At 35.6% G+C, this 20,551-nt stretch carries 29 protein-coding genes and 1 pseudogene; 24 read left to right on the forward strand and 6 right to left on the reverse strand.

The window, feature by feature from the left end; genetic code table 11:
• Positions 1-389 precede the first annotated feature (389 nt).
• The gene (locus tag ACFSTA_RS17175; protein WP_377558060.1) at positions 390-602 is read right to left on the reverse strand and encodes a hypothetical protein; all 213 of its coding nucleotides are present in this window, start codon (positions 600-602) and stop codon (positions 390-392) included.
• Between the two features lie 174 nt (positions 603-776).
• On the opposite strand from ACFSTA_RS17175, the gene ACFSTA_RS17180 reads away from it, so the two are divergent.
• From ACFSTA_RS17180 to ACFSTA_RS17195, 4 genes are all read left to right on the forward strand, one after another.
• Positions 777-1,205 carry a cell wall hydrolase gene (locus ACFSTA_RS17180; RefSeq protein WP_377558061.1) on the forward strand — a complete coding sequence of 143 codons (429 nt, stop codon included), beginning with the start codon at positions 777-779 and terminating at the stop codon, positions 1,203-1,205.
• A gap of 135 nt (positions 1,206-1,340) precedes the next feature.
• On the forward strand, positions 1,341-2,024 hold the full coding sequence (locus tag ACFSTA_RS17185) for a VOC family protein (protein WP_377558062.1): 684 nt from the start codon (positions 1,341-1,343) through the stop codon (positions 2,022-2,024).
• 15 nt (positions 2,025-2,039) lie between these two features.
• Complete coding sequence (locus ACFSTA_RS17190) at positions 2,040-2,693, forward strand: hypothetical protein (protein WP_377558063.1); 654 nt, start codon at positions 2,040-2,042, stop codon at positions 2,691-2,693.
• 21 nt (positions 2,694-2,714) lie between these two features.
• Entirely contained in the window at positions 2,715-3,491 is a 777-nt protein-coding gene (locus ACFSTA_RS17195; RefSeq protein WP_377558064.1) for a class I SAM-dependent methyltransferase, read from the forward strand.
• 45 nt (positions 3,492-3,536) lie between these two features.
• Here the strand turns inward: ACFSTA_RS17195 and ACFSTA_RS17200 are convergent, their stop codons facing one another.
• Complete coding sequence (locus ACFSTA_RS17200; protein ID WP_377558065.1) at positions 3,537-4,550, reverse strand: potassium channel family protein; 1,014 nt, start codon at positions 4,548-4,550, stop codon at positions 3,537-3,539.
• A gap of 93 nt (positions 4,551-4,643) precedes the next feature.
• On the reverse strand, positions 4,644-4,805 hold the full coding sequence (locus tag ACFSTA_RS17205) for a hypothetical protein (RefSeq protein ID WP_377558066.1): 162 nt from the start codon (positions 4,803-4,805) through the stop codon (positions 4,644-4,646).
• Positions 4,806-5,020: 215 nt separating this feature from the next.
• On the opposite strand from ACFSTA_RS17205, the pseudogene ACFSTA_RS17210 reads away from it, so the two are divergent.
• The 6 genes and pseudogenes from ACFSTA_RS17210 to ACFSTA_RS17235 form a co-directional block, all read left to right on the forward strand.
• Positions 5,021-5,128, forward strand: a pseudogene (locus ACFSTA_RS17210) (DUF1697 domain-containing protein); the annotation flags it as partial.
• A 4-nt stretch (positions 5,129-5,132) separates the two neighbouring features.
• Entirely contained in the window at positions 5,133-5,522 is a 390-nt protein-coding gene (locus ACFSTA_RS17215; RefSeq protein WP_377558067.1) for an aminoglycoside 6-adenylyltransferase, read from the forward strand.
• Positions 5,485-6,012, forward strand: a complete 528-nt coding sequence (locus ACFSTA_RS17220; protein WP_377558068.1) for an aminoglycoside 6-adenylyltransferase — start codon at positions 5,485-5,487, stop codon at positions 6,010-6,012. Before ACFSTA_RS17215 ends, ACFSTA_RS17220 begins: the two co-directional genes overlap by 38 nt.
• A 27-nt stretch (positions 6,013-6,039) precedes the next feature.
• Positions 6,040-6,519, forward strand: coding sequence for a tetratricopeptide repeat protein (locus ACFSTA_RS17225; RefSeq protein WP_377558069.1), 480 nt, complete (start codon positions 6,040-6,042; stop codon positions 6,517-6,519).
• A gap of 106 nt (positions 6,520-6,625) precedes the next feature.
• On the forward strand, positions 6,626-7,189 hold the full coding sequence (locus ACFSTA_RS17230; protein WP_377558070.1) for a GNAT family N-acetyltransferase: 564 nt from the start codon (positions 6,626-6,628) through the stop codon (positions 7,187-7,189).
• Positions 7,190-7,355: 166 nt separating this feature from the next.
• The gene (locus ACFSTA_RS17235) at positions 7,356-7,610 is read left to right on the forward strand and encodes a hypothetical protein (protein WP_377558071.1); all 255 of its coding nucleotides are present in this window, start codon (positions 7,356-7,358) and stop codon (positions 7,608-7,610) included.
• A gap of 212 nt (positions 7,611-7,822) precedes the next feature.
• Here ACFSTA_RS17235 and murA read toward each other — a convergent pair whose 3' ends face one another.
• Positions 7,823-9,124: a UDP-N-acetylglucosamine 1-carboxyvinyltransferase gene (gene murA / locus ACFSTA_RS17240; RefSeq protein ID WP_377558072.1), complete on the reverse strand. Its 1,302-nt coding sequence runs from the start codon at positions 9,122-9,124 to the stop codon at positions 7,823-7,825.
• Between the two features lie 196 nt (positions 9,125-9,320).
• Between murA and ACFSTA_RS17245 the strand changes: the two genes are divergently transcribed.
• From ACFSTA_RS17245 to ACFSTA_RS17270, 6 genes are read left to right on the forward strand one after another with little or no spacing between them, the layout of a single operon-like run.
• Positions 9,321-10,106: a DeoR/GlpR family DNA-binding transcription regulator gene (locus ACFSTA_RS17245; RefSeq protein ID WP_377558073.1), complete on the forward strand. Its 786-nt coding sequence runs from the start codon at positions 9,321-9,323 to the stop codon at positions 10,104-10,106.
• Positions 10,107-10,143: 37 nt separating this feature from the next.
• The gene (locus ACFSTA_RS17250; protein WP_377558074.1) at positions 10,144-10,602 is read left to right on the forward strand and encodes an NUDIX hydrolase; all 459 of its coding nucleotides are present in this window, start codon (positions 10,144-10,146) and stop codon (positions 10,600-10,602) included.
• Positions 10,571-11,356: a class I SAM-dependent methyltransferase gene (locus ACFSTA_RS17255; protein ID WP_377558075.1), complete on the forward strand. Its 786-nt coding sequence runs from the start codon at positions 10,571-10,573 to the stop codon at positions 11,354-11,356. Before ACFSTA_RS17250 ends, ACFSTA_RS17255 begins: the two co-directional genes overlap by 32 nt.
• Positions 11,353-11,460, forward strand: a complete 108-nt coding sequence (locus ACFSTA_RS17260; protein WP_377558185.1) for a hypothetical protein — start codon at positions 11,353-11,355, stop codon at positions 11,458-11,460. Before ACFSTA_RS17255 ends, ACFSTA_RS17260 begins: the two co-directional genes overlap by 4 nt.
• A 31-nt stretch (positions 11,461-11,491) precedes the next feature.
• On the forward strand, positions 11,492-12,058 hold the full coding sequence (locus ACFSTA_RS17265) for a GNAT family N-acetyltransferase (RefSeq protein WP_377558186.1): 567 nt from the start codon (positions 11,492-11,494) through the stop codon (positions 12,056-12,058).
• 32 nt (positions 12,059-12,090) lie between these two features.
• Positions 12,091-12,873 carry a hypothetical protein gene (locus ACFSTA_RS17270; RefSeq protein WP_377558076.1) on the forward strand — a complete coding sequence of 261 codons (783 nt, stop codon included), beginning with the start codon at positions 12,091-12,093 and terminating at the stop codon, positions 12,871-12,873.
• Between the two features lie 462 nt (positions 12,874-13,335).
• Here ACFSTA_RS17270 and ACFSTA_RS17275 read toward each other — a convergent pair whose 3' ends face one another.
• On the reverse strand, positions 13,336-14,091 hold the full coding sequence (locus tag ACFSTA_RS17275; protein ID WP_377558077.1) for a class I SAM-dependent methyltransferase: 756 nt from the start codon (positions 14,089-14,091) through the stop codon (positions 13,336-13,338).
• A 240-nt stretch (positions 14,092-14,331) separates the two neighbouring features.
• On the opposite strand from ACFSTA_RS17275, the gene ACFSTA_RS17280 reads away from it, so the two are divergent.
• The 4 genes from ACFSTA_RS17280 to ACFSTA_RS17295 all read left to right on the forward strand — a co-directional run bounded on the left by ACFSTA_RS17280 (position 14,332) and on the right by ACFSTA_RS17295 (position 16,540).
• Positions 14,332-14,682 (forward strand): ArsR/SmtB family transcription factor, encoded by a 351-nt coding sequence (locus ACFSTA_RS17280; RefSeq protein WP_377558078.1) that lies wholly within the window; start codon positions 14,332-14,334, stop codon positions 14,680-14,682.
• A 77-nt stretch (positions 14,683-14,759) separates the two neighbouring features.
• Positions 14,760-15,281 (forward strand): SRPBCC domain-containing protein, encoded by a 522-nt coding sequence (locus ACFSTA_RS17285; protein ID WP_377558079.1) that lies wholly within the window; start codon positions 14,760-14,762, stop codon positions 15,279-15,281.
• Between the two features lie 81 nt (positions 15,282-15,362).
• A complete protein-coding gene (trhA, locus tag ACFSTA_RS17290; RefSeq protein ID WP_377558080.1) occupies positions 15,363-16,004 on the forward strand; it encodes a PAQR family membrane homeostasis protein TrhA in 642 nt (213 codons plus the stop codon).
• 56 nt (positions 16,005-16,060) lie between these two features.
• Positions 16,061-16,540 (forward strand): DinB family protein, encoded by a 480-nt coding sequence (locus ACFSTA_RS17295; protein WP_377558081.1) that lies wholly within the window; start codon positions 16,061-16,063, stop codon positions 16,538-16,540.
• Positions 16,541-16,611: 71 nt separating this feature from the next.
• On the opposite strand, the gene ACFSTA_RS17300 is transcribed toward ACFSTA_RS17295, so the two are convergent.
• Positions 16,612-16,896 carry a hypothetical protein gene (locus tag ACFSTA_RS17300; protein WP_377558082.1) on the reverse strand — a complete coding sequence of 95 codons (285 nt, stop codon included), beginning with the start codon at positions 16,894-16,896 and terminating at the stop codon, positions 16,612-16,614.
• 334 nt (positions 16,897-17,230) lie between these two features.
• Between ACFSTA_RS17300 and ACFSTA_RS17305 the strand changes: the two genes are divergently transcribed.
• The 4 genes from ACFSTA_RS17305 (at position 17,231) to ACFSTA_RS17320 (ending at position 20,525) form a co-directional block, all read left to right on the forward strand.
• Positions 17,231-17,743, forward strand: coding sequence for a GNAT family N-acetyltransferase (locus ACFSTA_RS17305; RefSeq protein ID WP_377558083.1), 513 nt, complete (start codon positions 17,231-17,233; stop codon positions 17,741-17,743).
• 52 nt (positions 17,744-17,795) lie between these two features.
• Positions 17,796-18,830 (forward strand): serine hydrolase domain-containing protein, encoded by a 1,035-nt coding sequence (locus ACFSTA_RS17310; protein WP_377558084.1) that lies wholly within the window; start codon positions 17,796-17,798, stop codon positions 18,828-18,830.
• Positions 18,831-19,330: 500 nt separating this feature from the next.
• On the forward strand, positions 19,331-19,849 hold the full coding sequence (locus ACFSTA_RS17315) for a hypothetical protein (protein ID WP_377558085.1): 519 nt from the start codon (positions 19,331-19,333) through the stop codon (positions 19,847-19,849).
• A 115-nt stretch (positions 19,850-19,964) separates the two neighbouring features.
• A complete protein-coding gene (locus ACFSTA_RS17320; protein WP_377558086.1) occupies positions 19,965-20,525 on the forward strand; it encodes a sugar O-acetyltransferase in 561 nt (186 codons plus the stop codon).
• The last annotated feature ends 26 nt before the right edge of the window (positions 20,526-20,551 follow it).

The raw sequence follows: 20,551 nt of genomic DNA on the forward strand, positions 1-20,551 counted from the left end.
TGTCGAAAAATGTCGGTGCCAGGCACCTAGGGGATTGATCATTCTTTAGGAGAGTTTGATATTTCCTTGGAATCAGCTGGAGTTAGATGATAGGTTTATAACGTTTGTTTGACGTATTTGCGAATTATTGTTTCTGCACCGAATGAAAAAGCTGTTAAAGATACAACTGAAGTTCTGCAGCCGTATGTCGTGGTGAGTAGAAGGGAATGTAAATCGCCTTCGGAAATAATAACCGTAAAGCATCTTCAAAAATGCTATTTTACATAGAATTCATTACAGAATGGGGAAGCATTATTTATGGATGGGAAGAAAAACCATTTTATAAGAATTTGTAACATTGGTTTTTGATTGTATTAATTGGATTAGTAGTTATGAGATGTTTTATAAATTTATAGTGAGGTTAAAACATAAAAAGAATCGTTTTCCCATGACTGTGGTCGACGATTCTTTTTATGTTTTGTACGATATAAATGATCTTTCTTATTTTTTGTTTTTCGAGTTCGTAGATCCAATTGTGTGAATGGACTGCGATTAATTTCAGGGTTTAATCTGCCTTCTTGAATTAACTTCTGACGTTTCTTTTGCGCATTAGATTTTGCCATTTGTATCACTCTCCTCCAAATATTCACTTTTATTATACATCCAGAAGAGGTATCTGTCAGTAATTCGACAAAATACAACAATAACCGACGGGTGACAGGCACCGACATTGGAGATCAGCACGTTCTTGGTTGTGATAAATATACTAGTAAAGATATGACATTGGGGGTGACTTGATGGCTGTAGTAAAGGCTACGGAAGCTGATATTAATCTTTTGGCACGTTTACTAAGAGCTGAAGCAGAGGGCGAGGGAGTCCAAGGAATGTTGTTAGTAGGGAATGTTGGAATTAACCGAATTAGAGCAAACTGTTCTGATTTCGAGGGCTTAAGAACAATTCCTGAAATGATTTATCAACCTCATGCATTTGAAGCTATTCAAAAAGGATACTTTTATCAAGGAGCAAGAGAAAAAGAAAGGCGGTTAGCACGTCGGGTAGTGAAAGGGGAAAGACAATGGCCGGCCAAATTTAGCTTATGGTATTTCAGACCACCAGGAGACTGTCCTCCTACATGGTATGATCAGCCACTTGTTGGGAGATTTAAATTACATTGCTTTTATGAACCAACAGCAGAAGAATGTGAAAATGTATATAATACATTTTAAAAAAGGCGCCTGTCACTTGTCAAAAATTGACAAGTGACAGGCGCCTTATAATTATTGGTTATACATAATGATAATTATGTTGTATTTTTAATAATTGGTTTTTGTTGGTAATATTTTTATGAGGGGAGGAATTTCATGCAAATTAATAAAGTAATATTATATTGCAATGATTTATCCGTGTTGAAGGATTTCTATGTGAATAGGTTTGGTTTTACTATTTTACGGGATGTAGAGGATCGATTTGCAATTGAAATTGGGAATAGTGTTCTTGAGATTATTGAAAGTAAAGATATGCACGCCCCATTTTATCATTTCGCCTTTAATATTCCACCGAATGTATTTAAGCAAGCAAAGGAATGGACTAAGAGTAAGGTAGCTTTAGATGAAGAGAATGGAGAAGATGAGGTCTATTTTCAGTTTATCGATGCTCATTCTATTTATTTCCATGACCCTTCAGGTAATATCGTGGAGCTTATTGCTAGAAAATCTTCACCACAAGCAACAGATTCGGAAAGCTTTTCCATTAAAAATTTGTTAAATATAGGGGAAATAAGTATCACGACGAATGAAGTTATACCGGTTGGCAAGTCACTTGTAGAGCATAGAATTCCTGTCAGGGATAATGAACAACTCATATCGGATGGGTTAAATTTTTTGGGCGATCGAGATGGGGGAGCATTTTTACTCTTAACTCCAGAGAATCGTCGGTGGTTTTTTTCCAACACTTATTCCAAGATATATCCGCTTACCATATATGTAGATAACGAACAACAAATTATCATCAATGATCAAGGGAAGATTGAAGTGAAGAACATTTGAATAGGAAGTGATTCTATGCAACTATTTCACTACCATTGGTGGACAAATAAAGTAGAAGAATTGGAAAATTTTTATGCTAATAGAGGTTTTGAAGTAAGTCAGCGAGTTGGTAGATATAAAGGAGAAATGCAGACATTTAATTCTCCATTAACCTGGGAAGATTTTAGAGAAGAAACGATTTTTTTTCGTATTATAGAGATGCGAAAAGGTCAAATCAATGTTACTTTTGGGAACGGAAAAACTGATAGGTTTGATCACATCGGATTTCTTGTAGATAGTCTCGAGTATATGGAAATCGTGAAAAGGGCAGTAGTTCATGGTTTACTTGTTAGTGAAGGGGAAAGAAGGACATTTATTTCTACGCCATGGAAATTCAGAATAGAATTGCAACAAAGAAATGATGCCGTGACGGAAGATTCGTATCCATTTATTGATGCAATGAAAATTCAATTGCCATTTAAGACAAGTCATCCTAAAGGATTAGCAGAGCTATTTGGATGGGAAATTACGCAGGAAAAAAAATCGGAAATTAAATTGGAAAGTGAAAACTTTGCAATGTTATTTAAGGATGCGGAAACTACCTTATTAGAAGCTGTTCGTTTTCAAATCGAGGATCGTAGGGATGATGTTGACCCTGTGGGAGTTGGACTGTTTGCAGAAATTGATTAACTAGAAAAGAGGGGATGTAAAGTGGGAATGGATTTTCATAATGATAAAAATCGCACTGCTTATTCTACTCGAAAAGCTAATAAATCATGGACTGACACCATAGATTCACTACTTCAAATTAACACAATTTCCAAAGCTGTAGATATTGGTTGTGGAGGCGGAATATATGCTAAAGCACTTTCAGATATGGGAGTTAAGTCCGTTACAGGTGTAGATTTTTCTTCTGCTATGTTGGAGGGAGCGAAGGAAAATTGCAAGGAGCATAGGAATATATCGTTTCATAATGGTACAGCACTTGAAACTGGATTGAAAAGTGAGAAATATGATCTCGTTCTTGAAAGAGCATTGATCCACCATATTTCTGATTTGCACCAATGTTTTACGGAGGCTTATAGGCTATTAAGAGAAAATGGATATATTGTTGTTCAGGATCGGACTCCAGAAGATTGTATGTTACAGGGAGATCAAACACACATAAGAGGTTACTTTTTTGAGCTATTTCCAAGACTTTTAACGAAGGAAACGGCTCGGAGATATACGAGTGAACAAGTGAAAGAGACACTGCTGCAAGTTGGGTTTACCAAAGTTGAAGAAGTAAAACTATGGGAAACGCGACAGATATACGAAACCAAAGAACAGTTACTTCAAGATTTACGTGCAAGAACTGGAAGAAGCATTTTACATGAGTTAGACAATCATGAATTAAACTTACTCATTAAATATATCAATAAAGCGCTTACCAATGACCAAAATATTATAGAAAAAGACCGCTGGACAATATGGAAGGCTGGAAAATAATTATAGGTGCCAGGCACTTGTCAATTATTGACAAGTGCCTGGCACCTATTTGTCTATTTTTTGATAAGTTTCTTTGTCACAGATGATGTAGAGTTCGGCGTTTGCTGGGATTTTGTCGTTTAGTCTACGATTGATGTCCAGGTGGTCCCGATCAGCTATTAAGGTAGCCCCTTGAGCTAATAACTCTTCAAAGGCGTCTTTATAGGTTTCCCACTTATTATTGGAAACCTTAAACAGGTCGTCTCCATGTTGTCTACTTATTAACTGTGAGTAGACTTTGCTAACACCTTGGTACATTGCAGAACGAACAGCCAAGCTAGATATTGTTTCTTGTGATAATATAAATTCATCCACCTTTACATGGGAAAAGTTTGAAATGTGATCTTCGTCTAAAATCTCAACTGTAGTATGTACTTCTGGTGCTAATCTCTCTACCACGATCGCAACAGTTAATGTTTTAGCATCACGTAAAGAAGGATCCTGAATGGAATCATCTGAGAAAATGATTACGGACTTTGCTTTAGAAATATTGGCTTTTTCGAATGTTCCTTCTTCCGTGGAACTTCCTTGGATGTAATGAACACGATTATTAGAGACATCTACAGGTGATTTTGGCAATGAGTCAATTAATACAATTTCTATTGTTTGGTTCGACTTTAGCAATTCTTTAATTGCTGAATCAGTCTTTCTTCCCCAGCCGATGATAATAATATGGTTTTCTTTCGTGTAGTCCATTTTTCCTTCCTCCCTTTTCCTTCTGAAAATTGAAAAGACATCGATTATTTTACCGATAACGATACCTAAAAGCCCAATTCCAATTAAATACATGACAATGGAAAAAAGTTTACCTGCATCGGTAACTGGCGAATAATCACCGTATCCAACTGTCGTGAACGTCGTCATAACGAAATAAAATGAATTTAATAGATTTTCAAAGTTGCTTGGTTCAAGAAAATAAATCACTAAAGTACAAAGGATGACAAATATTATAGTAGAAAGAAATAGCGTAAGGTTCCTCATCCGAATTAAATTCAAACCAAGCCTAATAATAAAATGCAATGAATTCTCCCCCTATCTTTTGCGATGGCTACTTCAACTATATCATATTTAGGTGCCTGTCACTTGTCGAATTTTGACAGTGACAGGCACCTGTTATTTTTTGTCATTTTTAAGGGTTATGTTGTATGGATTTTTTGGGTTTTTTTTGGTGTCGGCTCGTACTCCGATTGTTTTGCCTTGTGAATCTGCAATAATTCCTTCTCGGACTCCGTCAAAATGTGGGTCCTGCTCTCCATAGTCTCGATCGTTAGTCATTACATCACCTCCTTGCCTTATGATTGGATAATACGGAAAAGTCAATACACGTAAATATCGCAATGTTCTAGAGTGGAGAAAAACTTTATATAGGATGACTGATTACGGGGTATATATGCTAAAATGAATACATCATTTCTATTTATTTGAAAATAGAAAATAAATTGAATGAGCAATAATTAAGTTGACATTTGCTTTAAAAAATATATAAACATAGAAATTCAAAACTCACCATCCAGCTTAAGAAGTTACATGTACAAGCTACGATACGTAATTGGAGAACCGTTAACAAATTGGATGAATTAGCAAAATCTTTGAGGTGATAAGATGAAGAAAGAAAATAAAATGTTTGAAGAGTTACTTAGTTGGGCTCGTAACAATGAAAATATCCGAAGTATTCTTCTAACTAGTTCACGTGCTAACCCGCATGCTTTTACAGACCTATTTACAGATTATGATTTTGAACTTTTCGTAACGGATTTGCTTCCTTTTTTAGCAAGTGATAGCTGGTTAGATCAATTCGGTATAGTTATCAAGCGAGTGCCACTGAAGACTACTAAAAATAACAACTGGATAACTCGACTAGTTCTTTACGAAGATGGGACAAAAATTGATTTCCAGATTTCAACGATTGCTTCTTTTAAAAAAATAACAAATACTAGCGAATTACCGCCGGAGTATGATAACGGTTATAAAGTCCTACTGGATAAGGGATAGTATTACAAAAGATATCAAGCAACCTTCCTATGAGGCGTATGTAACGCAAAAACCAACAGAAGAAGAATTTGCAGAGATTATGAATAGCTTTTGGGGGGATACGGCATATGTAGCAAATAGCTTGTGGCGTGAGGAATTGTATTTCGTTAAATTTATGCTAGATAATATAATCCGATTTAACTATTTGCAAAAAGTGATTGAGTGGTATTTGGGGGTACAATACGATTGGAAAATTAATCCGAATAAATGTGGCAGATGGTTTAAGCGATACTTGGACAAGGAAACGTGGCAGGAGCTAGTATCCACTTATGTAGGATCGGACTTAGAAGAGAATTGGGACGCATTATTTAAGACGTGTACATTATTTCGTAGATTAAGTCAAATGGTAGCTGATGATCTAGATTTTGACTATCCACTGGAATATGAAATGAAAATGAGAGAGTATCTGGAAAAAGTAAGGAATTTAAGTCCCGAGGCTACGGAGTTTTGATTCATAATTAATAGGGAGGGGAAAATAATGAATCTCGAAGAAGCAATATCATTACGGAAAGAGGGTAATTATAAAAAATCCAATGAGTTACTTTTGCAATTAGTAGCTGAGTTTCAAAATGATGCCCACTTAAATTATCAATGTGCCTGGAGCTTTGATATATTGGGAGAAGAATTAAAAGCGGTTCCTTTCTATGAAAAAGCTATTCGTTTAGGGTTAGATAACCGTGATTTAGAAGGAGCATTAATAGGATTAGGAAGTACTTATAGAACCTTGGGTGAATATGAGAAATCTAAACATACCTTTCAAAAGGGCATGGATTTATTCCCGAATAACCGTGCAATCCAAGTGTTTTTTGCTATGACATTATACAATCTAAAGAACCATAATGAATCGATGGAATTATTGTTAAAATGCTTGATCGAAACAACATCTAACGAAGATATTTTGAATTATAAAAAGGCAATCGACTTTTATGCAGATAAGCTAGATGAGGTTTGGAAGTAAGGGGTGAATATGGAAGATTTAGATCTTATTCCAGAAGTAGAGCAGTTACATATCAACCGATTATCGGACCATCAATCGTATCACGTTTAAGTTAGGAGATTTAAATATGAATAATACACATGACCCAATAAAGTTTTTAGAAGGAAAAAGAGTTTATGTAAGACCTATTGAAAAGGAAGATTTAGATTGGTTTTACCACAAGGCACTTTGGGAAAATGAAGGAAGAAGATTAACAGGTACACAAGCAGTTTTTAGCCGTTCAGGGCTACAAAACTGGTTCGAAAATGCAGTAGAAGATAGCGGTAGGATAGATCTTATTATTTGCCTGCAGAAAAACGATCAACCAATTGGTGAGATGGCAATGCTAGATATTAATCATATTAACCGTAATGCGATCGTTCGAATATCCATTTTTGAAAAGGATTATTGGGGGAACGGTTACGGTACTGAAGCACTGTCCTTGCTTATCGAATTTGGATTTGAAATCTATAACTTACACCGAATCGGTCTGGATGTATTTTCTTTTAATAAACGAGGAATCAAAGCTTATGAAAAATTAGGCTTCAAACAAGAAGGAATCATCAGGGATGAACTCTTTTATAACGGACAATACCACGACTCTATCTTAATGGGTGTCTTGAAAGATGAGTTCATAAAGGTGGATAACTAATAAATGAAGGAAGGGATATGTTTTTATAAGGCTTCCGTTTAATGGAAGTGCATCCACTATAATTCATACTCCAATTCACTAATGTTGGAATAAAGGCGGATACTTGTGAAATATTGATCCTAAAACAATGGCACAATATTATTTAAAGTTAAGATGGGGGTATAATGTGAAAATACATAAGCGATGGGTTATGTTGTCCATTATTTGTTTTCTTTTAGGTATAATCGTATGGTTGCCTAACTTTATATTGGATTACGGATATGGTTATTGGATGCTGACATTTATTATTAACCCCATTGGCATCGTATTTGGAGTATTTGGGAAAAGTAAGTTTGGTATTATTTCTAATGTAATTATGACTCTCAGTTTCTTTATATTTATGTTCTTGGGGTATTTATACAGTGCAAACTTCAATGGATAACCATAAGTGATTAGTAAGATCAGGGTGCTTTAGTGAAAGAAGAAAAATATTACGAACCTTAAAAAGAGCTTGGATTTCCAAGCTCTATTCTCTTTTGGTGATTATAATATAGTTTTTTTGTAAAATGCTTCATTTTATCTATTACGATTTAACATATTGCATCCCCAGAATGGAACCCGTTAAAGTTGTTGGCCCTCTTTCGATAATTAATATTACTGTCCGAGATCACTTAATTGTTCCAGTCTTTTATCAAAAAGGTATTTGCCCTCATAGAACTCAATGTTAGCACCTAACGATTGATAAAGTGAAACAATGTTTTCATAACCTCTTTCTATATGGTTTAATCCAGTAATAATGGTCGTTCCTTCTGCTATCATCCCTGCCATAATAAGACAAATTCCAGCTCTTACATCGGTTGCTTTTACTAAACTTCCGGAAAGCTTACTTTTACCTTGTATGAAAGCAGTTCCTTGACGTGTTTTTATATTAGCACCCATTTGCAATAACTGTTGAATATGACTGTAGCGATGTGGGTATACTTTTTCAGTAATTATACTTCTTCCATTTGCATTCAATAACAAACTTGTAAAAGGTTGCTGCAAGTCGGTTGGAAACTGTGGATACATTCCAGTTCGTATTCGAATCGCTTTTAAATTTTCTCCGCCTATTGCAGTAATACTTGAGCCTTCTTCATAGATTTCAATCCCAGTTTCAGTAAGTTTCGCTATACAAGAGCGAAGGTGTTCAGGAATGACATTGTTAACTGTGATTGTTCCACCATTTAGTCCGACCGACATAAGAAAAGAGCCAGCAACTAACCTATCGGGTATTACTCGATAGGTGCAACCACTTAGTTCCTTTACGCCATGAATAATAATTTGGCTAGTTCCTGCTCCTATTACGTTTGCTCCCATTGTATTTAATAAATTTGCTAAATCAACTACTTCTGGATCTTTTGCAGTATTTTTAAGCGTTGTTTTGCCATCTGCCAATACTGCTGTCATCATCATATTCATCGTCGCACCTGACGTAATGGTGTCAAAATATATATCAGCACCTACTAATCTATCAGCCTCAACGATATATTCATTTTCTAAAAGTGTTACCTTCGCACCAAGTGCTTGCCATCCTTTAATATGCTGATCTATTGGTCGAGACAAAAAATTATCTCCACCTGGGTAACCTATCCGTATCTTTTTCATTTTTTGCAATAAGGCACCTACTAAGTAGTACGAAGCTCGATATGAAGAACTTTTCATAGGATCAATGACACCGGTGTAGATATTTGTAGGATCGATCACTAATTTGTCATCTTCCCAACTGCTTGTTGCTCCCAATTCATTAAAAATCTCACATATAACGCGCATATCTTCAATATTGGGTATTTGATTAAGCGTTACAACTTCATCGGAAAGTAGTGTTGCTGATAAGAGTGCTAATGCACTATTTTTAGATCCGGTAATTGATACGGATCCATTTAACGGTCCAGATTTATTCACTTCTAGCCATTTCACTTTTGCTCACCCTTTGCGGTTTTGTTATTCGTTTTTATCTATTTTCATTGATGTTATTTCGATTTGTTACATGATATTATACAGTTATATGAAGAAGGAGGCAACATTAACTGGTATAAACATGAAAAATAATGAACAATAATGAAAAAATGAGGTATAATAATGGAATAAGTAGCATTAGAAGAGGAGATTTTTTATGCTAGCAGAAGAACGTAGAAGTAAGATAGTAGAGATATTAAAAAAAGAAAGAAAAGTAATTGCCAAGGATCTTGCAGACTTGTTTCATATTTCGATTGATTCGATTAGAAGAGATCTGTCCATATTAGAAGATCAAGGAATGTTGAAAAAGGCTTATGGAGGTGCGATTATTGCACCGGAGGTTAGGAAGTTGCCACTTCCAGAAAAGATACGGTATGGAGAGGGAACAGTACATCATAATGGAATATCTAAATTAGCTATTTCCTACATTCAAGAAAATGAAACGGTGTTTATTGGGGGAGCAGGAATTCATTATGGAATGATTAAGTATCTACCGAGTGATATTTCATTCACTGTTGTAACCAATTCGATGAAGGTAGCAGAGACCATTAGACAAAGGGATAACCTGACTGTTTATATAATAGGTGGAAAACTTCGTCCACTTCCATCTTCCGGAAACATTATTGATACAGTTGCTGTCGACCTTATTAGTCAGTTCTCATTAGACACAGGTTTTCTTACTGGTGGGGGTATCTCAACGAAGGGAATTAGTACTGCCACAACAGAAGGAGCTAGATTTACACGTGCAGTAAGTGATGTTTCACGAAAAAAAATATGCTTAGCTCCTCATGAAAAACTATCGATTGATATGTTTGCAAGGGCAGTATCATTAAAGGAAGTTGATCTAGTTATTACGGATGAAAAGGCTTCGGAGAAAATGATTGATGAATTAGAAGGTCAGGGAGTAGAAGTCATTGTTGCTCCAGCTGTAGAAAGTGACTAAGTCATTAGTAGTATGGAAAAAAAGGAGGAGTATATGAATGGGGTATGTTATGGATTTAAGAAAAATAGTTGGAGCTCGTCCACTAGTTATTACTGGTGCTAGTGTCCTTTTACTGGATAAAGATAATCGGTTATTACTTCAATTACGCAAAGATAATAACTGCTGGGGGCTTGCTGGAGGTTCATTAGAGCCAGGAGAGACAATTGAAGAAGTTGCAAGACGAGAATTAGTTGAAGAAACGGGTTTGCAGGCCACAAATCTAGATTTTTTTAAGGTTTTCTCTGGAGCAGACTTCTACTATAAATATCCCCATGGGGATGAAGTGTATAACGTAATTACTGCTTATATTTGTAAGGAATATGAGGGTGACCTTGTGAGAGATCCTAACGAAGTAAAGGATTTACGCTTTTTTGAAATGGAAAGGCTTCCACCGAATATAAGTCCTCCAGATCAGAAGGTGATTAATGAATTTAGAAAGGGCGTACAGTATGTATAATTTTGAGGAATATGATGACCCAGTTTTATACGATCGAGAAAACGATAGTATTATCGATGACATTGTTTTTTTGAAAAAATGGGCTAAGCGAACAAGAGGAAAAATTATTGATTTAGCTTGTGGTACAGGTAGAGCAACAATTCCTTTGGCACGTAATGGGCATCAAATGATTGGAGTAGATGTACATAAAGGAATGTTAGAAGAAGCAAGGAGAAAATCTACTAATCTTACATTGCCAATTGATTTTGTTTTGCAAGATTGTACTGCTCTCAATCTGAATGTAAAAAGCAGTTTTATATTCTCGGTTGGAAATTCCTTTCAGCATTTTCTTACAAATGAGGCACAAGATGGATTAATAAGATCTGTAAGTCGACATTTAGAAGTAGGTGGGTTATTTATTTTTGACACTAGATTTCCAAAAGAAGAGGAATTGCTACAACCAAGTGGGGAGGAGTTTTGGAGAAGTTACATAGACCGAGCAACATCACAGCAGGTTGATGTTTATACAAAGAGTGAGTATGATGCACTGAGCCAAATTCAGCATTACACTACAATAAGAAGATTACTAGATAAACACAAGGAAATTATAAATGAAAAAACAACAAGTATAAGGCTGAGATATGTTTTTCCGAAAGAAATGGAACGTTTATTATCACCCTATGGACTAGAGATTGTGAATATTTATAGCGATTGGGAGGCAAATCCTCTGACAAAAAGTAGTGATCAAATGGTGTATCTTTGTAGGAAAATATAAGGGAAGTTAGAGAGGGGAAAGTTGGAGAGGCAAAAACATACTTAATACCAATGAGAAAAATGGTAGACTATGCAGTTGAGTGGATGAATAAGAATCGGACTTGATGGTGAACAAGAAAATTGAAAGGAGATCATTATCGTGAAGAAAGTGTCCTTAGTTTCACACAACCTAAAACATGCGGAGCGAATGTCTTCTTTATCATCAGATCCTTATATTAAAGCTGCATTAGGATTAACTGATGAACAAACATCTATAGAGGGAACGCGAGGTTTTATCGAATTCATTTTGGAAGAGGAAAAGCTAGGGAGACAATTTTCCCGTGTTATTCTAAATGAAACAGAAGATCTTATTGGAGTTATTACTTTAAAAAATATTGATAGACGTACCAATACTTGTCATATAGGTACATGGATCGGTTATCCGTACTGGGGAAAAGGTTATAATGTGTTAGCGAAAGAAAACATATTATATACAGCTTTCACTGAACTAGGATTAGAGCGTGTATTTGCAGGTGCAAAAACAGAAAATATCCGTTCCCAAAAGTCACAAGAAAAGCTCCCCTATGTTCGAATTGATGTGGAAATGCAATTTCCAGAAGAACATAGAAAACTAGAAGAAGAAGTACAATCCCCCTGTGTATTAAACGTAATTGAGAAGAAAGATTTTTTAAGGTGCCTGTCACCGACAAAATTCGACAAGTGACAGGCACCAACATTTATGGGAGGGGTATAATCTTGAAACACATTTACGCTTTCGAGAATAATTTAGAATATGAAAAATATAAACATATTGCTGCAGATCTTATGGAAAGATTAACAGAATACCAGAAGGTTTTAGAGAGAAATTATTCATTAACCAGTATGCCAAAAGCGATTGTTTGGACAACAGAAGAACTTGCAACATCGGTGTTTTCTACAGTAGCGATTCCTGCTTATACCAGTAAAGATATTATTTACATAACTCCCGATTTGGATGCTTGGAGAAAGTTATTCATGGAACAACTTGATGGATTGGACATCCCACAAGTTCAACATTTTTTTGAGAACTATTCGGAAAATATGTTGTTTACTATTTTGGCCCATGAGTTAACACATCATTCCGATTTATTTTTAGATGAATTTGCTGATGAACGGGAGGATAGTATTTGGTTTGAAGAAGGAATGTGTGATTATTTAGCTAGAAAAACTTGTCTTAACAAATCTGAATTCCTAGAAATAGCATTAATAGAGTCAGAGCTAGTGGAAGCATTTCAAGATAAATACGGTGATCGAACGTTAGATGAGTTTGGTATTGGTTCTTATCAAGGATGTTTATCTCGAATTATGTTTGATTATTGGCGTAGCTTTCTTACAGTAAAATTCTTAGTCGAGGAGGTTGCCTCTAACAATATTATGAAAATATTTGAACAGTATCACAACTGGGATAAAGAAGGAAGAAAAGTACCTTTAACAACATATTTTGGCATTGATTCCCTAAATATGAAACCAATAATTGATAATATACGTATTACAAGGTAGTAAAACAAAGTTCCATATTTCCTGGGAAATCTTTAATGGGTAATTTTTACTAAGGGGGATTTTTTAGTTATGATTTTATCATTGATCGGAGATGTATTTGCATCGATTGCAGGGGCTTTGTTACAAAAGGATCGTAAGAAGAAGTAAATTGGATGTTAGACATAGGAGGGACGGATTTGGATTTTGTTGTCGGGGTAACTATGTTTTGTGAATGGAATTAAAATTTTCAAAGGAATGTTGAAGAATAATGGCAAACACTAGGAATATTATAGGTTTGATAAGTTGTATTGCTTTATTTTTGTTAGGATTGTACTTCCTCGTAGACCAAGGACCTAGATTTGTTTATGTTCTATATGCTGGGGGAGGATTTATAGGAGTTATCGGAAATATAATAGAGTTTCGAAAAAATACATAGCTTCTAAGAAAAGATGCACCATCTCGAAACGGTGCATCTTACGTTTATTAGTCCATTTTTTTAAATTTCGCCGTATATCCCATGGCTTGAACCAATGGTACATCATTTTTGTATTGCCAATTTTTATAATCCATAGCGCCGCCTGGCTCTAGATCTACCAATTCTAATTCTGTATTCTTAAGCAGTACTCGTAGATCTGCAGGAGAATAACAGCGTAAAGATTGAGTTATTTTATGATCAGGTTCTTGATTCTGCCACCATGTATCTAGCATTCTACATTCATGTGCATCAAAATCATATCTTCTTGAAATACCATCAATATTCATTTCTTGACCTGCAGTATTCGCCCAGTACCACGGTGTGTAGATATCTACAAGTACAGTTCCCATCGGTGCTAGCCAATTATCTATTCGATTTACTAGTAATTGTTGATCTGAATCGGTACCAACACCGAATCCATCCCAATAGCAGATTAAATCGAATTGTTCATTTAATTTAACATGATGGAAATCTCCTTGAATCACAGTTATGTTCTTTTCTACGTGATGTTTTTTGGCGAGTTTAATTGTATGTGTTATACACGCAGGAACTATTTCTATTACGGTCACTTCATAGCCTTGTCGAGCTGCTGCAACTGCGAATTGACCATTTCCACCACCTAGTTCAAGAATTTTCTTCGGTTTAGGATCCGCGAGTCGTTCCAGTTTACCTACTAAATCATCACGTAATTCTTCCATATCATAATTTGTATGTGTTTTAGACCATGAATATTGCTTGCTATAAAAATCTTCAACCCATTCCATTTGGAAATCCTCCTTACGATTTTTTTCTATGTTCCTTCGTAAGGTACCAAATTATAAATTACGTATCCCCACTAAAATCCTCCTCTAAAAAACAGAATAATTCTAATTTATTGTATAGAAAATGTTGGTGCCTGTCACTTGTAAAATTTTCACAAGTGACAGGCACCACTTTTTACCGCGTTTTAAATTTATTCTAAATATACCTTTACAGGAATATTCCTTATATGGTATATTCGTATTATGGAAAATATATTGAGTGCTATTGCTGAACCGAATCGCAAACAGATTATCGAATTACTGCGCGATGGACCAATGACAGTAGGTGAAATCGCCGAGCAACTACAATTTCGTCAGCCTCAAGTTTCCAAACATCTCCGAGTCCTTCATGGTGTAGGTCTTGTTGAAGTGCAAGCGGTCGCCAATCGAAGAATATATAAACTTAGGTCTGAACCATTTAAAGAACTAGATAATTGGCTGGATTCTTTTCGCCAACTCTGGGATGGAAGATTGGATCGTTTGGATGATTATCTACGAGAACTACAAGGAGAGGAGAAACAACAGGTGAATATCAACAGGAAAACAGATGATTAGTAAGTAATTTTTTCAGGAAGGAGGACTATTCGTTTTATTTTATTATTATTTTTATTATAAAATAAGGAGGAATTATCATGTCAGAATTCAAAACCGCTTTTGGTGTACAATCTAAAGTAGAGGGTAAAGTTCTTATATTGGAAAGGATCTTCAATGCTCCAAGAGAACTCGTATTTAAAACATTTTCTGAGGCAGAACACTTAGCAAACTGGTGGGGACCAGCTGGCTGGCAAACAGAGAATTATGAGTTTGAGTTTAAGCCTAATGGCGTGTGGCATTATTGTATGCGTTGTGTAGATAAGAATCAGGGAGAATTTTATGGTCAAGAATCTTGGGGAAAAGGTGTGTATCATGAAATTGTTGTACCAGAAAAAATCGTTTTTACGGATGTTTTCGCAGATGAAAATGGAAATGCGGTTGAAGGAATGCCTGAAACACTGATAACATTAAATTTTGTTGAAGAAGATGGAAAAACGAAACTGATTACTCATAGTGAATTCCCATCTCCTGAAGAAGCTCAAAAGATTGTTGATATGGGAGTAGTTGAAGGTACCGCTTCCCAATACAACCGTCTAGATGAATATTTGGAAAAAATGTAACAGGTGCCTGTCACCGACAAGATTCGACAGGTGACAGGCACCTACTACAGGCACGTACTATACTAAGTAAGGATGATTGGTTTGGCGGATACGCATGTTTTTTCGAAAGGTGAGGAAATTGCTAATGCAATTACTCATGGAATTGGGGCTGTATTAAGTTTGGCTGGATTGGTTATTTTAATTGTTTTTTCATCCATCCATGGCACTGCTTGGCATGTAGTAAGTTTTACGATATTTGGATCAACTATGTTTATTTTGTATATGTCATCCACATTGGTCCATGCAATGCCACCAGGTAAAGCGAAAGATCTTTTTGAGATATTTGATCATTCTTCCATTTACTTATTCATTGCTGGAACATATACGCCATTTACGTTTATTGTGATCCAAGGAGCATTAGGCTGGACAATGTTTGGTATCGTGTGGGGGTTAGCGATTGCGGGAACTATTTTTAAATCGTTTTTCGTCAAAAAGTATTTGTTTACTTCCACATTCTTGTACATCGTAATGGGGTGGATGGTCGTAATGGGATGGCGACAAATTACCGATAACCTAAATTTTAATGGTATCGTTCTTCTCGTGATCGGTGGTCTTTGTTATACAATAGGAGCTGTTTTTTATGTTTGGCGAGGATTCAAGTATCATCATATGGTTTGGCATTTATTTGTGATAGCTGGAACAACGGTACACTTTTTCTGCGTGTTGTTTTACTTGTTGCCCTAAACATAAATGATTACAATGAATAATAGCAAAGGTATTAAGGAAAAGAGGTAGATTAAATGTATCGTACAAAACAGGATTTTTTAGCAGATTGGATGGTTGCAGCAGAAGGGACGATTCGTGTCCTTGAATCACTCACAGATGATAAGTTAGATCAAGCAATCGTGGAAGGTCATAGCACACTGGGGTGGCTAGGATGGCATTTAGCAACAAGTCCAGCATTCTTCGCCGGACAGGTTGGGTTAAACGTTACTCCATCAGGTGGAGCAGACGATATCCCTGCTCAAGCAAGCGAAATCGTGACAGCCTATAGAAATATTTTTGAAAATGTTAAACATGAGGTCGAACAATCATTAACTGATGAACAAATGGTAGAGTCTGTAGATAGCTTTGGGAAACAAATTCCACGTGGTGCACTGCTACGGCTGCTGATCGATCATCAAACACACCATCGTGGCCAGATGACAGTTCTACTTCGTCAAGCTGGATTACCAGTCCCAGGAGTGTTGGGACCAACAAAAGAAGAACAGTCATTTTGATAACCTTGTTTTAAATGAAAACACATAGCTTCCTTTGGATAATGGGGCTATGTGTTTTCATTTTTCTTCATCTACTTAACTTTTCTAAGAACGGTACGTTGCACAGGAAAACCGCTAGCCGGCATATTCCAATCCTGTATATAATATAGCTCTCCGTCAATAATAAATTCTCGGTTTCCTTTGTACGAAACTTTCCGACCTTGTGTCTTTAACTCTTTTTCTACGGCAACTACATATTCCCTCAGATCGGTGTACCGTTTTTCCAATTCCAATAAAATACTTCCACGGGTAAAGAAAAGCCTAAATAGAATAAATAATCCACCTAAAGCAGTGATTATAAACAAAATCTCTGTCATAAGAATACCCTCGCTTTACTAAAATCTGTAAAGTATTGATATTAGTATTACGCATGTAATCGTATAAAAGTTCCAAAATGATATGCAACATTTATCCCACATGTAACGACAAGGGCAACAAAGACGCGATGTCCTGGGGTTGTGATTACTTGCTCCGCTGAAGATATTTTCGCAGTGTTATCAATGGAAGATGAAGAAAATCCCCACAGAATGAAGTTTTGTTATACTTTTTTGAAAATTATAAATCATCGATTCAAATCTGTTGTATTATGGTAAAATATTCTTATAAGCTGCAGTTCAATAATTGTGTAAAAATCTATATAAGAGGTGAACTATGAAGATAAGGAAAGCAACGTCAACAGATGCCAATGCCATTGCTAAGGTTCAGGTTGATAGTTGGAAGACTACATATCGGAATATCATTCCAGACGAGTATCTAAATCAAATGACCTATAAAAGTAGAGAACAAAAATGGGCAAATATTATTTCCAAACAATCTGTTTTTTTGGCAGAAAGTGATGAGGGTGAAGTCGTTGGATTTTCAAATGGTGGAATAGAAAGATCTGGCAAATATCCATCTTATAAAGGGGAGTTATTTGCTATATACATATTAGCTAAATACCAAAGAAAAGGGCTAGGAAAACTGTTGTTAAAGCCTATCATTGACGAACTTATAAAACAGGGTATCTTTACCATGGTGGTATTAGTATTAGAAGAAAATAGATCGAGGTTATTTTATGAGTCGTTAGGAGCAAGAGTAATAGGAATAGAAGAGATAAAAATCTATGAGAAGAGACTACATGAACTTGTATATGGTTGGGACGACATAAGAGCTATAAAACAGTGACTACAAAAATGACTTTAGTATGATTATTTAAGGGAATAGCTTGGAGGTAATTATGAACCTAGATAACATGAACATCAGTAAACGGATGGAGCATTATAATGTAGCTGGCTTAAGCATGGCTAGGATTGATGATGGTCAAATTAGTACGACGGGAGAATATGGTGTACTTGAATTAGGATTAAATAATATAGTAAATAGGAATTCGATATTTAATGCTTGTTCGATAAGTAAGTTTGTAACGGCAATTTTAGTCATGTCATTAACGGAACAAGGCGTCCTTGATTTAGATCAAGATGTAAATAATAGATTAATATCTTGGAAAGTGCCTGATTATCCATTTATGACCAAAAGTAAAGTGACATTACGGACACTTTTAAGCCATCAATCTGGCATTACTGATCCTAACAATAGTTTTACGGAACTGACTTCCATTCATGGGATTCCAACTATAACTGACTTACTAGAAGGTAAAACACCGTATTGTACTGAATCTATTAAAGTTACCTATGAACCGGAAAGTGACTTTCAATATTCAGACGCGGGTTTTTGTGTGATTCAACAATTAATTGAAGATGTTATGGGACGATCATTTACAGATGTCATGAACGAGAGAGTATTTACGCCTTTAGACATAAAGAATAGTATATTTGGACAGGAGGAGTTAGGCAGAGAGAAGGGAAATCTTGCCTGTGGTCACAATAAACAAGGATTAGTTGTAAAAGGAAAATATCCGATCTACCCGTATCCAGCTGCTTCTGGGTTGTGGAGCACACCTACAGATATCGCCTGCTTAGTAATTGAGTTAATGGATGCACTAAATGGCAAGGGTAGACTTGGACTCTCTCCTGAAAGTGCAAGGGAAATTATTACATCACAAGGTAGTATGGTATGGACTGGACTTGGTTTGTTTCTGGAACGTTCGAAACAAGAACTTGAAATCTCTTCTCTAGGATGGGGTGTAGGCTTTCAATGCCTGATGGTAGCGTATCCCTTTAAAGGTAGTGGAATGGTCATTATGACAAATACAGATTTAGGTGTACATCAACTGAAGGGCATTATTGGTGAGATATATCATTCGATGGCATGATGAAGCTTTCGCAATATGGGAGGAGAAACGATGTGTGTTGCTGGATATTTAGTTCTTATAAAATAGGTACTGCCTATTCAGTAATATTTATCCTTATTTTCTTGATTAAAAGGCAGGCAAAAATAGTCTTAAGGAGGATTGCATGAAAAGAGAAAATGATATGCTTTGGGGTGGATTAGGCGGTTTTGTGATTGGAATCATCGTGGTTAAAGTCTATCAAAGTTAGGCTATTCTATATCGAACAGAAGGATTTGCTTATAGTGGAGAAAATGGTTGGACAAATGGTATATTAACAACACCATTATGGGTAAGAGCAACAGATCATCCACTTTGGTTTACTTTAATCATTGTTAGTATTTTTATAGTTATAGGAATGCTGTTTGCCAAGTATATGACGGATACTAAAAATAAAAAATAGTTATTACAGTCTATAAATATTGGAACACTTTAAATTTATCTTTTTTCTTACTTTAAAAAGCTCTTTCTTAAGGAGGAAGCTGATGATAAAAGCATTATTTTTAATGATGGCTATGGTAATATCCGTAACAGGCTGTAAATCGGAAACAATAACAATTGAGGATGATGACATACAAGTGATGCCGAATGAAATGCCGAAGGATTTCAATTTTTCACTTCAGTTTGGTTTCTATAAAAGAAATGAGATTAATACGTTTGAAGGGACGGTAACAAAGGATTTAATAGAAGATGGAACTACTACTATTAAACTGTCATTAACAACAGAAGAGATGAAGGATATTTATACTAAAATGAAAGAAATAAACATCACTGGATCGAAAGAACTTATTCCAGATACAAATTGTATGCAACAACCTCATGAAGAAGATGAATGGGAAATTAGGATTAATCATGAAACGATAAACCATTATATTTCAGGAAGTTATTGTAAAACAACCAATGATGCGAAGGAATTTTATAAGCTACGGAACTATATACATCGGGTAGTTAGAAGTAAAGAAGAATATAAAAACTTGCCAAAAGCTCAAGGAGGATATGAATAATAGTGTTAAGGGTATTAAGGAGCTATACCATTATGACCTACTAAGCTACAGATATTAAATCCTCAATTTAGTCATTTAGAAGATAAACACAGTTGCAGAATAGGAGTTGTTAATGATGAAAACTGCAAAAGAAAAAATGTTAGATGGGGATCTGTATTATCCTGCAGACCCTGAATTAATAAAGGATCGTGAAGAAGCACGACGGTTAAATCGATTGTTTAATCAATCGTTAGAAACGGAGGAAGATAGACGTGCACAATTATTAAAAGACCTCTTTGGATCTACTGGTAGCAATTTGTTCGTGGAGCCAGATTTCCGTTGTGACTATGGGTATAATATCCATGTTGGAGATAACTTTTATGCCCATTTTAATTGTGTCATTTTGGATGCTTGTGAAGTAAGAATAGGGGATAATTGTATGCTTGCTCCGGGTGTACATATTTATACAGCTACACATCCTTTAAACCCAAAGGAGCGTATATCTGGAATTGAATTCACAAAGCCTGTTTCAATTGGTAATAATGTTTGGATAGGTGGAAGTGCAGTTATAAATCCGGGAATTACTATTGGAAACAATGTAGTTATTGCTTCTGGTGCCATAGTAACAAAAGATGTACCTGATAATGTAGTCGTAGGAGGAAACCCAGCAAAAGTTATGAAGGAAATTGAAATATAATTCGTAAAAAATATGGATGTTTGTTT

The organism is Ornithinibacillus salinisoli (assembly GCF_042684965.1).
In the GTDB taxonomy this organism is placed as follows: domain Bacteria; phylum Bacillota; class Bacilli; order Bacillales; family Amphibacillaceae; genus Ornithinibacillus; species Ornithinibacillus salinisoli.

What these genes read in the sequence shown, in the direction of transcription:
- ACFSTA_RS17175 (WP_377558060.1), bottom strand. Translation starts at nt 602, where the DNA reads ATGGCAAAATCTAATGCGCAAAAGAAACGTCAGAAGTTAATTCAAGAA.
- ACFSTA_RS17180 (WP_377558061.1), top strand. Translation starts at nt 777, where the DNA reads ATGGCTGTAGTAAAGGCTACGGAAGCTGATATTAATCTTTTGGCACGT.
- ACFSTA_RS17185 (WP_377558062.1), top strand. Translation starts at nt 1,341, where the DNA reads ATGCAAATTAATAAAGTAATATTATATTGCAATGATTTATCCGTGTTG.
- ACFSTA_RS17190 (WP_377558063.1), top strand. Translation starts at nt 2,040, where the DNA reads ATGCAACTATTTCACTACCATTGGTGGACAAATAAAGTAGAAGAATTG.
- ACFSTA_RS17205 (WP_377558066.1), bottom strand. Translation starts at nt 4,805, where the DNA reads ATGACTAACGATCGAGACTATGGAGAGCAGGACCCACATTTTGACGGA.
- ACFSTA_RS17215 (WP_377558067.1), top strand. Translation starts at nt 5,133, where the DNA reads ATGAAGAAAGAAAATAAAATGTTTGAAGAGTTACTTAGTTGGGCTCGT.
- ACFSTA_RS17220 (WP_377558068.1), top strand. Translation starts at nt 5,485, where the DNA reads ATGATAACGGTTATAAAGTCCTACTGGATAAGGGATAGTATTACAAAA.
- ACFSTA_RS17225 (WP_377558069.1), top strand. Translation starts at nt 6,040, where the DNA reads ATGAATCTCGAAGAAGCAATATCATTACGGAAAGAGGGTAATTATAAA.
- ACFSTA_RS17230 (WP_377558070.1), top strand. Translation starts at nt 6,626, where the DNA reads ATGAATAATACACATGACCCAATAAAGTTTTTAGAAGGAAAAAGAGTT.
- ACFSTA_RS17245 (WP_377558073.1), top strand. Translation starts at nt 9,321, where the DNA reads ATGCTAGCAGAAGAACGTAGAAGTAAGATAGTAGAGATATTAAAAAAA.
- ACFSTA_RS17250 (WP_377558074.1), top strand. Translation starts at nt 10,144, where the DNA reads ATGGGGTATGTTATGGATTTAAGAAAAATAGTTGGAGCTCGTCCACTA.
- ACFSTA_RS17255 (WP_377558075.1), top strand. Translation starts at nt 10,571, where the DNA reads ATGAATTTAGAAAGGGCGTACAGTATGTATAATTTTGAGGAATATGAT.
- ACFSTA_RS17275 (WP_377558077.1), bottom strand. Translation starts at nt 14,091, where the DNA reads ATGGAATGGGTTGAAGATTTTTATAGCAAGCAATATTCATGGTCTAAA.
- ACFSTA_RS17280 (WP_377558078.1), top strand. Translation starts at nt 14,332, where the DNA reads ATGGAAAATATATTGAGTGCTATTGCTGAACCGAATCGCAAACAGATT.
- ACFSTA_RS17285 (WP_377558079.1), top strand. Translation starts at nt 14,760, where the DNA reads ATGTCAGAATTCAAAACCGCTTTTGGTGTACAATCTAAAGTAGAGGGT.
- ACFSTA_RS17295 (WP_377558081.1), top strand. Translation starts at nt 16,061, where the DNA reads ATGTATCGTACAAAACAGGATTTTTTAGCAGATTGGATGGTTGCAGCA.
- ACFSTA_RS17300 (WP_377558082.1), bottom strand. Translation starts at nt 16,896, where the DNA reads ATGACAGAGATTTTGTTTATAATCACTGCTTTAGGTGGATTATTTATT.
- ACFSTA_RS17305 (WP_377558083.1), top strand. Translation starts at nt 17,231, where the DNA reads ATGAAGATAAGGAAAGCAACGTCAACAGATGCCAATGCCATTGCTAAG.
- ACFSTA_RS17310 (WP_377558084.1), top strand. Translation starts at nt 17,796, where the DNA reads ATGAACCTAGATAACATGAACATCAGTAAACGGATGGAGCATTATAAT.
- ACFSTA_RS17315 (WP_377558085.1), top strand. Translation starts at nt 19,331, where the DNA reads ATGATAAAAGCATTATTTTTAATGATGGCTATGGTAATATCCGTAACA.
- ACFSTA_RS17320 (WP_377558086.1), top strand. Translation starts at nt 19,965, where the DNA reads ATGAAAACTGCAAAAGAAAAAATGTTAGATGGGGATCTGTATTATCCT.